We start from the raw sequence: 12,684 nt of genomic DNA on the forward strand, positions 1-12,684 counted from the left end.
GGCGTGAGGGGCGTGCGCGTCATGACGGATAACGGCGTGTGCTACAAATCCTTCGCCTTCGGCAATCTTCTTGGATCACCAAAAAAGTGGCCAGGCGTTACAGCCAACCCCGCTCGCCAAACGCAGAGAGATCAATTCCAGGCGGCGCATACCATCCCGTCGCGCCATAACGGGCGCCCAGCTTGAAGGCGACCTCTTTGTTGCCGTAGGGAATTCGCAGCGGCGTTCCTGTTGCGACGTTTGGCGGAGCGGGAGTTGGTGGAACGGCGACGGCATCGGCCTTGTGTTTCCGAGACCTCTTCCTCGGCGACGTCGATTGATGTGCAATTGAGTCCGCCGGCTTGAGGGAGGTCTTGCGGCGGCGTTTCGATTTCGGTTCGCGCTTTCCAGCAGCTTCATCATCGTTTTTACCCTCGGTTTTCTTGGGCGCGTGCTGCCTGAGAAATGCGCCGCAGATTGACATCGACGTCTTGTAGCCGGGCGGTGGCTTGATACCGTTTTGCCGGGCGAGGCTGTCGGCAAAGCGCTTCATGGCGGGCGTGGGGGGATAAGCAGCAGCGCCGTTGCCGGCCGCGGCACCCAGCAAGGCAGGTCCTCCGGTCGCGGCGCCGTCTTTGAGTTTGCCGATGATGCGCTGGGCGACATCACACACCGCGTCGATTGCGCCGACCATCTCCTGCTTGCCGACCACGACATCGTCGAGCAGGCATTCAAGCTGCGCCGTCACGCCCGGATCAACCAGCGCGGGATCCGCCTGTTTGAGAATGCCGAACAGCGACAGGCCGGCCTCGGTCGGCACGATGTGCTTTTCCTGTACCATCAGAAACCCCTGTTTCTTCAGGCCGCCAATGATGTCGGCGCGGGTTGCCGGCGTGCCGATCCCCTTGGCTTCCTTCAGGCGGTCTCGCAGCACCTCATCCTCGACAAAGCGCCAGGCATTTTGCATCGCTTCGATAAGAGTGCCCTCGTTATAGCGCGGAGGCGGTCGGGTCTCCTTGTCCTCAATTTTGGGATCCTGCAGTTGCGCGGTCTCGCCGTTTTGCAACTGCGGCAGCAATTGCGCCTCGTCGCCCTTTTCGTCGGCGGGTTGCCAGTCCGGGAATGCGGCGCGCCAGCCGAGATCGATCGGCTGACGACTGGCAGCGCGGAATTCGAAGCCACCCACATCGAGCGTTGCGGTCGTCTGCCGGTAGCGGAAGTCCGGCATCAGCGCCGACAGGTAGGCCCGCGCGATGACGTCGAACAGTTTCTTTTCGTCGGACGATAGACGGGGCCAGACCTCGCGCAGTTTGTCGATGGTGTTGACGTTGGGAATGACGGCATGATGGCTCGCGCCCTCCAGCCCCCTGTCGTAGAAGGTGCCGCTCGCGCCCTTGCGGATGACAGGCGGCTCGGGCGCGGGGATCGCACTGAACGATTGCTCCACCCGCAGTCCAGCCAACATCCGTGGCACGTCCGAGATCAGGCTCTGCGGCAGGTAGCGCACCTCGGCGCGTGGGTAGGTGATGATCTTCTTACCCCGGCCATCGTAGAGCTGCTGAGCCACCTCGAGCGTTTTGCTGGCCGGCCAGCCGAAGCGGGAGCTGCATAGTTTCTGCAGCGACGGCAAATCATGCAGTTTGGGTGGCCCCTGACGCTTGTCTTCGACGCGCACGGCGAGCGCGCCCTCGAAGCCTTCAGCTGCCTTGACGACATCCTCGGCAATCTCGCGTCGAACGATCCGGTCCTGCGGCGCGTGCCACATCCGGAATTGGCCTCCCGCCACCTTCGCCGTGGCGACAACTTCAAAATAGGCCAGCGGCACGAAGTTCCGGATTTCCAACTCGCGCTTGCATACAATTGCCAGTGTCGGCGTCTTCACGCGCCCGACTCCAATCACTCTGCGCGTACCGTGCCCCAGAATGACAGTTGCAGTCCGCGTGAGCGACAAGTTGTAGATCTGATCGGCCTGCCGGCGCGCGACGGCAGCGGCGTAAAGACGTCCATATTCGCTATTTGGCTTTGCCCGGCTGAATGCGTCTCGGATGGTTTGCGAGTCCTGCGCGGTGACCAGCACCCGCATGACGTCGCCGCGATACTTGTAATGTTCGAGAATCTCCTGACCGATCAGCTGACCTTCGCGATCGCAATCGGTGGCGAGCCAGACCCGCTCAGCGGTCCGAAGCGCCTCGCGAATGTCCCGGAGCTTGGCGGCCTTGTTGCCGCCCTTTGCCGGGCGCGTGTCGTAAAGGCCCTCCGGCCGCAGAAGGATCGGCGACCAGCGCTTCCAAGCCGGCATGACATCCTCAGGCTCAACAAGGTCGAACAGATGGCCTTCGGCCGGAAGGATATCTCCGTAGCGCGCGCCGACGGCGGCGCGGACGTCCTTTGCCTGGCTGGTCTTCTCCGTGATGACAATTTGATTGGGCATGGCGGATGTGTTGGGAGAATGGATTCGATGCAGATGTTTATGGAACATATAGTGAACGTGGTGTGTCCGCAAGCTGTCGAATTGGATGCCCGGGTCCCTCTGATTTCGTTTCCGCTGTCGCCAAATACGTTTTGCCAGGGCGGGGCCGATGCACTCGATTTCTGCTGCGTCAATGTTCAGACAACCGGATGCGAGTGCCCCATCAGGGAGCGCCAAGGCCGGGATGAGCCGCCGAAATATGAGCAATCGTTGCGCCGAACTCCGGTGTGAGGCGATGGACACAAGCACGATCTCACGAGCCGGAGTTGCGGCCAATCTTTGTGCGTTGTGACGAGCGCGGCCTTTTCAATTGGAAGCCCTGCCTCGAACGGGCCAGCTCCCTCTTGTTGCAAATCGCGTAAATGCAAGTGTTCGATCTTGAGCTTATTGTGCGTGTTCGCAGATTAAGTTGACGGTGCGCCGAATAGATCGGGACAGCTCAGATCTCCATAACAGCGCGGCAGTAGTCGGTATTTTTCGACGGGCCGTCGTCCTGGCGGGTCGACGATATCGCGGGGATTCCTCGCGATGAGGCGCATAGACATCCAGCGGCAAAAGTTCTGGCTCTTTCCGACGCATCGACGCGAAGGCGTGGGCGGGCTTTCGAACGTAGAGGTGTCGAGAATCGGAGGTGCGGACTGCTCGGTTGAGCACAACCGGATTCCGTTTCTGAGGCTGTGAGCGACGTGGAAAACCGGGCCGAGCCCTTGGCTGAAATGCCGGCTGAACGTCACGCGCATTTTATCACACGCGTCATGCGTGCGATTTTTATCCAGTTGATTTTATTGAATATTTTGAGGGTGGCTGGCGGAGACAGAGGGATTCGAACCCTCGATAGGGCTTTACAACCCTATAACGGTTTAGCAAACCGCCGCCTTCAGCCACTCGGCCATATCTCCGTCCCGGCTGCATATGCCCGACCCTGCGGTTGCCTGCAAGCCGGAGATTGCAGGCCGCTCACGCCTATTTCGTGCCGCCACTCCGGCGCCGCGAATCCATCGTGCGTGCGAGCCAGCGTTCGGGCGCGATTGCCTTCGCATTAAGTGCCATTTCTGCTGAAGCGGGCCTCGAGCGCAGGATTTGCCGGAACGCAGCTCTTTGTCCGAATCCTCCCGGCGTTCGAATGCGCGCGTGCGAATTCAGCCGCGGGGCCCATTTCAATCGTTCAAACCGCTTTGATTCGTCCCGTCCACGCGGTTTTGGCGCCTGGCGGGGCGATTGCCTCATTGTGGCCTTGTCATCGAGGACAAAATCATCGATCTGAAATTCTTTTTAACTTCAATAGGTTGTCTGATCACGCCGATCACGAATGCGTGTTATTTGTGCAACACATCTCCAAAAACGGCGCGATTGGCCCGTTTGTAAGGCGGTCCTTTGTTGCCTGTGCAGATGTGTTGGGTAATTGTCGTGATGCGACGGAGGGGGGCATCCCGAGGTCGTCCCGTTCAGATGTTTCGCTGAAGTCCCTCGCGTTATGCGGGAGTGTCCGAAAGCGCGAGGCACCGAAAACGGTTTAACGGGGACAAGGGGACCATCCCAGCGTGCGTATTAGCACGACGGAACTGGAACTCTCCCTAGAGAGCAAACTTGGAGGTTTACATGAAGATGGTTAAGAGCCTTATGCTCGGCACCGCGGCGGGTTTCGTCGCGCTGACCGGCGCACAGGCAGCCGATCTTCCCGTCAAGGCCAAAGCGGTCGAGTACGTGAAGATTTGCTCCCTCTACGGCGCGGGTTTCTATTACATCCCGGGCACCGACACCTGCATCCGCATCGGTGGTGCGCTGCGTATCGACACCTCGATCCATGGCGGCATTTACGACACGCCGTACTGGCAGGGTGGCAACAACGGTGCTGGTCAGTTCAACAAGGACTACTTTCAGACCCGCTCGCGTCTGAACATGTTCCTGGATACGCGCACCGCCACCGAATACGGCGTTCTGCGTACCTACGCCAACCTGCAGTTCGACTTCACCCGCGGCCGTGAAAACATCGCGGGCGGCTTCGTCGAAGTCGATTACGCCTTCATCCAGTTCGCTGGCTTCACCTTCGGTAAGGCTGTTTCGCAGTTCGATCCGCAGTGGGCACTCGCCAAGCCTTACATCACCTCGGGCTTCCTTGCCGGCTCGAACAACGCGACCGGCATCAACCAGCTGGCCTACACTGCCTCGTTCGGCAATGGCGTGTCGGCGACGATCTCGGTTGAAGACGCCCAGCCGTACCGCACCGCTGGTGTCATCAATGCGAATCAGCCGTTCGCTCTTCCGTTCACGACCACTCTCCCGAACTACGGAACCGTGGCGAACACCTTCACCGGTAACGCCTCCGGCGGTGATCACGTTCCGGATATCGTCGGCAACATCCGTGTCGATCAGGCTTGGGGTTCGCTGCACTTCGGTGCCGCCGCTCACGAAGTTCACGGCACCTACTACAATCCGACGGTTGTCGGCAGCGACTCTGGCAAGCCGTCGTCGACCTGGGGCTATGCCGTCACCGGCGCTTTCGAGCTGAAGAACCTGCCGACCGGCGTGGGCGACAGTTTGAAGGTTGAAGCCACTTTCGCGAACGGCGCTGCCAAGTACGTCTTCGGCGGCACCTACGACTCCATCGGCGCTGGCCGCTTCGCGGTTGCCAACGGCAATGGCCTGACCTTCGGTTACGTTCTCGACGGTGTCTATGGCGGTACCAGTTCGGCGAATGGCACCGGCATATCCAAGAGCACCGCCTGGGACGTCAGCGCGTACTACGAGCACTACTGGAACCCGGCCTGGCGCACCTCGGTCTTCGGATCATACAGCCAGATCGACTACGGCTCCGGCGGCAACACGCTGTTGCTGACGGCGATCAATGGCGGCATTGCGCCCCCTCCGGGCGTCGGCAGCACCAAGTTCGCTGTCGCTCAGATCGGTACGCGTACGGCCTGGACCCCGGTCCAGAACCTGACGCTGTCGGCTGAGTTCATCTACACCCGTCTCGACCAGAACCTGACGGGTACGTTCGGCGCGGTTGTTCCGGGTTATGGCGCAGCGGCCTTCCCGTTCACTCTCAAGGACGCGAGCCTCTACAACGGTTCGGTTCAGATCCTGCGCAGCTTCTGATCGTTATCGTCTGACGACGATAGCTATCGCAGCTACAAGCCCCCGGCGGTCTCCGCCGGGGGTTTTTCTTTGGCTCGGTGGTCGTGAAGGGATCGCGGCGTCAGAGCGGGCGGTTAACAAGAATCAGTCCGGCACCACGATGTGAGCAGGCGCCAGGCCGGCACGATGACGCTCGACCATCGCGGCGAAGGCGGCTTCGAGATGCCGGGTGAACCGCGCTGTATCGAACAAGGGCGTGTTCAGGCGATGATCGTCCAGTTTCTGTCGGATCGCAGCCAGCCGGTCCGGATGGTTGGCGAGAGTAACTGCTGACAGCACATAGTCGTCCAGCGTCTCAGTCACCAATTCCGGAAGTTCGATGTTGCGAAGCAGGCTGGCCGCGACCCGGCCGGCGAATGTCGTGCCCGAACAGGTCAGCAGCGGTAGCCCGGCCCACAGTGCATCGCTGGCGGTGGTGTGGGCGTTGTAGGGCAGGGTGTCGAGGAAGAGATCAGCACAGCGGTGCCGCGCCAGATGCTCGGCCGGCAGCCTGCGCTCGGCAAAGATGAGGCGACCGCCGTCGACGCCGCGTGCGACCGCTTCGCGTCTCAAGTTCGCCGCGGCGGCGGGATCGTCCGCCAACAGCCAGAGCACGCTGCCCTCCACCTGCGCCAGGATTTGCATCCAGCGTTCGAAGATGTCGGGCGTGATTTTGTAGACGTTGTTGAAACAGCAGAACACCACGCCTTGCGTGGGCAGGCCGCAATCCGCCCGGCTGACAGGCGGCGCGATCTTGCTGCTGCGGTCGTTGGCCTGATAGCAGTTCGGCAGATAGGCCACCCTTTCCGCGTAGAACGGCTTGTCTGTCTCGGGCAGCACATGCCGGTCCGCGATGATGTAATCCATATAGCTGGCGCCCAACGTCCCGGGAAACCCGAGATAATTGACCTGGATGGGCGCCGCGCGCCGCGCGAACACGCGGGTGCGCTCCTCGCCAAAATAGCCGTTCAGGTTGACCAGGATATCGATCTGCTGATCACGGATTGCCGTGACGGCGTCGGGATCGGCGAGCCCCCGGATCGGCAGCACGCGGTGCACCGCGGCGTCGATCCGCTGTCGCGTCTCGCTGCCGTCGTCCCAGCCATTATCGATCGCCGTGATCTCGAACAGATCCTTGTCGTGCTGCTCCAGCACGCCGACCAAAAGCAGCGAGGTGGCCTGTTGCCGGAATTCGCCGGAGAGATAGCCGATCCGGATCTTGCCGTTTGCAGCCGGTGACGGACGCGGAGCGGTCCTGACGTTCGGCGGAAACCGCGTGTCGCTGAACAGTTTCGCACACTGCTGCAGGCTTTGCTGCGATGTCGCCAGGCCCTGCCAGCTGAAGGGTTCCGTGGCGAGTTTTCCGGCGGCGATATCGCGCTCGATATCGGCGATCAAGGGTGCGATCCCGTCCCAGTCGCACGTCAGCATCTTCTCGTGGACGAGGGAGCCTTTCAGAAAAGGCAATTTCGGATCGATCTGCAGGGCTTTTTCGTAGGCGCGCGCGGCCTCCTCATGACGTTGCAATTGGTGAAACACGAAGCCGCGACCGAACCATGCCTCGGCGAGGTTTGGATTCAGCGCCAGCGCCTGGTCGTGCGCCGCAAGCGCCTCGTCGTATTTTTTGAGGTCCGCAAGCGATCTGGCCTTGTTGAAATAGGCCGCGGCATAACGGGGATTGATCGAGAGGGCCTTTTCGAAATCATCGATCGCCCGAACGGGATCCTTCAGATCGTTCAGCACGGTGCCGCGATTGTTCCAACTGTCGGCATTGCCGGGATTGAGGCCGATCGCCTGGCTGAAACGCGCGAGCGCTTCATCCGGCCGGCCCAGGGCTTTCAGCACCAGCCCGTAATTGTAGAACGTCGCATCGGATGTCGCGTTCACTTTCAGGGCGGTCTGCAGATACGGCTCGGCTTCGCCGTACTTCTTCTGGCTCATAAGGATCGCGGCCAGAATATTGAGGGCTGCGGGATGTCTCGTCTCTTTCCGCAGGAGCTGCTTGAACTGGCGCTCGGCCTCTTCGAGCCGTCCCTGCTGGAACGAGGACATCGCACGTTGGAATAGTTCAGCCGTCGTGGCCATGGGCGTGCGAGCGATTATGCGGCGCGGTCGCAGCGTGCGCAGAACGCGGCGATGCGGGCGATGGTTGGCGCGTCCGCCAGCAACGGCGCATGGCCCTGGTCGGCGACCGTGACCAACGCGAGATCGGGATGATGAGCCGCCATCTTTTCGACGGTTGCTCGGCTCAACAGGTCGGAGAGAGCGCCATGGATCAGCATCATCGGCAGATCCTTCATGGCGTCGAATGCCTCCCAGAGCTTCGGTAGAGGCGCGTCCGGATCCAGGCCGGCGAGGGTCTGGGCCAGGGCCGGATCGTAGGTCTGTTCGAAGCGCCCGTCAGTTTCCCGCCAGGCTCGCCCTGCCCAGGCCAACCAGCCGGCCTCGTCGAGATTCGGGAAATCGCTTGCGAACATGGTCCTGATCGCGTTGGCCGCGTCGTCCCACGACGTCGGCGTCGGCCGGATCCCCACATACCCCTTGATCTTCAACAGACCCGTCATCTCGAGCGCCGGGCCGATGTCGTTGAGCACGACGGCCGCGAGCAGCGGCGATTGCGACGCGGCCATCACCATGGAGATCAGACCGCCGCGCGAGGTGCCGATCACGATGGCCTTGCCGATGCCGAGATGGGTGGCGACCGCAAGCACGTCGCCCATTTCCACCGGTACGGCGTATTTTGCCGGATCCGGATCGTGGTCGGACAGTCCCCGGCCGCGATAGTCGATCGCGACGACACGGCGGGGGGTGTTGGGATCTTCGGCTAGTACTTGAGCGAGAACCTCGAAATCGGCGGTCGTGCGCGTGAGGCCAGGCAGGCACAGCACTGGCAGCGCACTGCTGGCTGCGGGACCGATCTCACGGGCATGCAGCCTCAGGCCGTCGGCGGACGCGCAAAAAACATCATGAAATTGGGCTGGCATGTCGGCGGTCTCGGGCTGGGAGGGACGCGAAACGGAAGCGAGCCCAACTCTATTCTACCGCCGCCCCCCGGCGCAAATCGGCCTCGATCTGCAGGTGCGATCCGCCGCCGAAGCGGGCGCGATAGACCTGCACGTTCTCCATCACCCGCTGAACATAATTGCGGGTCTCGGAGAACGGGATTTTCTCGACCCAGTCCACCGCATCGACATTGGGATCGCGCGGATCGCCATAACGCTCGATCCACTTCCTGACGCTGCCGCGCCCGGCATTGTAGCCGGCAAAGGTCAGGATGTAGGAGCCGCGATAGTCCTCGATCAGGCCGCCGAGCTCGGCTGCGCCGATCGAGGCATTGTAGGACGGGTCTGACAGCAGCCGTTTCTGGTCGAACACCTCGCCGTATTTCTTGGTGACGTATTTGCCGGCCGCCGGCGTCACTTGCAGCAGGCCCATCGCGTTGGCGCTGGACACCACCTTGGGATTGAACGCGCTTTCCTGCCGGGCGATCGCGAACACCACGCTGCGCTCGACCTCAGGCCCGACGGTCTTGTATTTGGGGATGCCGGAAACGGGGTAGGCATAATGGTCGAACGGCAGTCCGCGGTTGAGCGCGGCCTTGCCCAACAGCAGCATGCCGCGGGCATCGTTGTTGCGCTGTGCCAGTTCGCCAAGCGCCGCCAGCGCATCGGGATCGTCGGTGCGTTCGCCCATCTCGGCGAGGATCGGGATCGCGATTTCGCCTTCGTCGAGCGCGTACAAAAGCTCCACGGCGCGCACCACCTCCAGCCGCTCGCTGCCGCGCGCACGCGACGGCGCTTCGCGCAGGCCGAGTTGCGGCAAGCCGAGCTTCGCGCGTGCGAGCTGGCCGTAATAGCTGGTCGATTGCGTGGCGGCTGACTGATAGGCCGCACGCGCGTCCTGCGTCCGGCCCATCGCTTCGGCTGCGCGCCCCTGCCAATAGCCGGCGCGGGCGATCGCCGTGGGATTGCTGCTGTCGACACCGATGCGGGCAAAATGCTGGGCCGCGGTCGCCGGATCATTGAGAAAGCGTAGAGCGATCCAGCCGGCGGTGAACTCCTGCTCGGTCTTGTAGATGTCGCGCGCCGGCAGCGCCGCATCGCGGGCAATGAGATAGGCGTTACGCGCGTCGTTCTGGTCGAGTAGCTTGCGGGCGAGCAGACGGCGCTCGATCCACCATTCGTCGACATTGATCAGCCGCCCCGCATCGCGCGGCGCGTTGAGCATCAATTGGGCTGCTTCCGTGTATTTTTCGTCGCGGCGAAATTGCTGGATACGGCCAAAAATAAAGCTGGGATCGCCGTGCAGCTCACGCGGCACCGCGTCGAGCAGCGCCTTCAGATTGTCCGACTTGCCGTTGCCGGCAAGGCGCGCCTTCACCAGCGCCACGTAGCCTGCGCCGAGCCGCTGCGCCGAGCGCATGGCGGTCTCGCGATCATTGGCATATAGCGCGTAATCCATCCGCGCCTTGTGGTCGCCGCCGTTCAGCAGGGCGCCGAACTGGTCGAGCACTGCCGACTCGGTGTCGCCGGACATGGTGTCGCCACGCCAGGCCTCGCGAACAAGCCGCTCCGCATTGCGACGATCGCCGCGTGCAAGCAGCGTCCGCGCCATCACCAGCCGGCCTTTGCCGGAGATCGGTTCTTCGTTGCCGAACCAGCTCAGAGCCGTGGCGTCGTCGCGCTTGTCATCCCACAGCGCAGCTTCACCGCGCCGGCGCAGGAAGGTCTGGCTCGGCCAGCTCGGATTGGCGCTGAGGAAAGCGCGATAGCGCTCGACGGTGGCGCCATTGTTGTCGCTGCGAAGAATAATCCATTCGGCGAGTTTGCGCGCGACCGGATCGCCGATCCCGGCCGCAATCTGGGTTGCCCCTGCCGGATCCTTCTTGGTGCGGATCTGCTCGATGACTTCTTCAACGGCTTGTGCGTCGGCCTGTGGCGTCGACGAACTCGCCGACATCGCCAGCGGTGCATGGGGTTTCCGCGGCGCGGGTGCGGCACGGGTGGCGGCCTGCGACGGGGTCACCGCGGTGGAGGGGCCCGTTTTCGTGGCGACCGCCTTGGCCTCGATGAGTTTGACCGGCGGGGAGGCAGGAACGGTGCTGCGCGAGGTTGGCCGCGGTTTCGGTAGCGGGACCCCGGAGGCGGCCGGCGGCGCCAGCGCGCACACGGCGATCAAAAGACCGGCGGCAAGCGCCGTCGATCGCAGGGCGGATGCGCGGGCGGACGGCGTCACCTTGGGCCTCGATGGCGAATCACGCTTGGCTCTCGGAACAGGTTCTATTTCATTGAGTTTTTAGACAAAACATTAAATATGTTATCAGGTCGTTATCATCGCCCAGCACGGCGGAATCACGACTTTGCCGGGTTACCATGGTGCTTTCCTCCATGGCCCAGACCCGGTATCAATCCCGGTCCGAATTCGGGCAGTAATTCAAGGCACAATTGAGGAAGCCGCAAAGGCGGTGGTCGGAGCAGGAACATGGCAGGCAAGACGAATTTCCGGGGATCCTACACTGCCTTGGTCACGCCGTTCAAAAACGGCGCGCTGGACGAGGCCGGGTTCCGGCAATTCGTGAACTGGCAGATCTCCGAGGGAACTCATGGCTTGGTGCCCGTGGGCACCACCGGCGAAAGCCCGACCGTCGATCACGAGGAGCACCAGCGTGTGGTCGAATGGTGCATCGACGAGGCGAAGGGGCGGGTGCCGGTCATTGCCGGTGCTGGTTCCAATTCGACCGCAGAAGCGATCGGGCTGTCGCAGCATGCGGAAAAGGCCGGTGCCGCGGCGGTCCTGGTCGTGACGCCATACTACAACAAGCCGACCCAGGAAGGGCTCTACCAGCACTTCAAGGCGATCAATGATGCGATCGGCATTCCGATCATCATCTACAATATTCCGGGGCGCTCGATCATCGACATGTCGGTCGACACCATGAAGCGGCTGTACGACCTGAAGAACATCGCTGGCGTCAAGGATGCGACCGCGAATCCGGTACGGGTGTCGCAACAGCGGGCCGCGCTGGGCGAAGGCTTCAATCAGCTGTCGGGCGAGGATGGCACCGCGCTTGCGTTCAACGCCCATGGCGGGCACGGCTGCATTTCGGTGACGTCCAACGTGGCGCCGCGGCTCTGCTCGGAATTTCAGAGCGCGTGCCAGCGTGGTGACTATGCCCAGGCTCTGCAACTGCAGGACAAGCTGATGCCGCTGCACGTCAACCTGTTCATCGAGACCAATCCGTCGCCGGTGAAATATGCGCTGTCGTTGCTCGGAAAAATGAGTGCCGATGTGCGCCTGCCGATGGTGCCTGTCTCCGAGCCGACCAAGGCCGCGGTGCGCAGCGCGATGGTTCATGCGGGGCTGCTGAACTAGAAGCTGTGTGCAGAGGCCAAAACAGCGCTCGGTCGCGTGGCCGAGTTTTCGAATTTCCCTTGAGATTTTAGGCCCTTAGCGCCATATGTAGTTCTGCGGTCGCGCTTGGGGAGAACGCAGGCCCCGGATGTCGGGGAAAACCGGTTTCCCCTTTTCCTGATCATGCTCTAGGTTTTGGGCCGTGGAGAGAAACCCGTTTGCTCCACTCTTGAAAGTGAAAGGGAGGGCTGCACGTGCTCAAGGAATTCCGTGAATTCGCCATGAAGGGCAACGTCGTCGATCTCGCGGTCGGCGTCATCATTGGCGCGGCATTCGGCTCCATCGTCACATCGATGGTCGCCGACATCATCATGCCGATCATCGGCGCCATCACCGGCGGTCTTGATTTCTCCAACTACTTCACGGCGCTTTCGGCCAAGGTCAATGCCGGCAATCTCGCCGATGCCAAGAAGCAAGGCGCGGTGTTGGCCTGGGGCAATTTCCTGACGCTTGTACTGAACTTCCTGATCGTGGCCTTCGTGCTGTTCATCGTTATTCGCCTGATAAACAGACTGAAGAAGCAGGATGCCGCAGCACCCGCCGCGCCGCCGGCCCCGACCAAGGATCAGGAACTGCTGACGGAAATTCGCGACCTTCTCAAGCAGCGAGCCTGAACTCTCGCAGGACAGCGAAGCGGGATCTGATTCGGCCGCTCTCGGACGTGTTATTCCTGAATCAGCCCCATTGATGATTAGCGGGCCCGGTTTGTC

General features: G+C 62.0%; 7 protein-coding genes and 1 tRNA gene. 3 read left to right on the top strand and 5 right to left on the bottom strand.

The features are described from left to right. Positions 1 to 97: 97 nt before the first annotated feature. Positions 98 to 2,458 (bottom strand): DNA topoisomerase, encoded by a 2,361-nt coding sequence (locus RS897_RS27955; protein ID WP_315831949.1) that lies wholly within the window; start codon positions 2,456 to 2,458, stop codon positions 98 to 100. 796 nt (positions 2,459 to 3,254) lie between these two features. Further along, positions 3,255 to 3,348 (bottom strand) — tRNA-Ser (locus RS897_RS27960). A 700-nt stretch (positions 3,349 to 4,048) separates the two neighbouring features. On the opposite strand from RS897_RS27960, the gene RS897_RS27965 reads away from it, so the two are divergent. Further along, complete coding sequence (locus RS897_RS27965) at positions 4,049 to 5,545, top strand: porin (protein WP_315831950.1); 1,497 nt, start codon at positions 4,049 to 4,051, stop codon at positions 5,543 to 5,545. Between the two features lie 123 nt (positions 5,546 to 5,668). On the opposite strand, the gene RS897_RS27970 is transcribed toward RS897_RS27965, so the two are convergent. The 3 genes from RS897_RS27970 to RS897_RS27980 are packed head-to-tail and all read right to left on the bottom strand — an operon-like array spanning position 5,669 to position 10,798. After that, positions 5,669 to 7,648 carry an O-linked N-acetylglucosamine transferase, SPINDLY family protein gene (locus RS897_RS27970; RefSeq protein ID WP_315831951.1) on the bottom strand — a complete coding sequence of 660 codons (1,980 nt, stop codon included), beginning with the start codon at positions 7,646 to 7,648 and terminating at the stop codon, positions 5,669 to 5,671. A gap of 14 nt (positions 7,649 to 7,662) precedes the next feature. After that, entirely contained in the window at positions 7,663 to 8,547 is an 885-nt protein-coding gene (locus RS897_RS27975) for an alpha/beta fold hydrolase (RefSeq protein ID WP_315831952.1), read from the bottom strand. Between the two features lie 49 nt (positions 8,548 to 8,596). Beyond that, a complete protein-coding gene (locus RS897_RS27980; RefSeq protein ID WP_315831953.1) occupies positions 8,597 to 10,798 on the bottom strand; it encodes a lytic transglycosylase domain-containing protein in 2,202 nt (733 codons plus the stop codon). A gap of 246 nt (positions 10,799 to 11,044) precedes the next feature. Here RS897_RS27980 and dapA point away from each other — a divergent pair, with 246 nt between their 5' ends. Further along, complete coding sequence (dapA, locus tag RS897_RS27985; RefSeq protein ID WP_315831954.1) at positions 11,045 to 11,935, top strand: 4-hydroxy-tetrahydrodipicolinate synthase; 891 nt, start codon at positions 11,045 to 11,047, stop codon at positions 11,933 to 11,935. 233 nt (positions 11,936 to 12,168) lie between these two features. Continuing rightward, complete coding sequence (mscL, locus tag RS897_RS27990) at positions 12,169 to 12,588, top strand: large conductance mechanosensitive channel protein MscL (RefSeq protein WP_315831955.1); 420 nt, start codon at positions 12,169 to 12,171, stop codon at positions 12,586 to 12,588. Positions 12,589 to 12,684 lie beyond the last annotated feature (96 nt).

The organism is Bradyrhizobium prioriisuperbiae, assembly GCF_032397745.1.
GTDB lineage: Bacteria > Pseudomonadota > Alphaproteobacteria > Rhizobiales > Xanthobacteraceae > Bradyrhizobium_A > Bradyrhizobium_A prioriisuperbiae.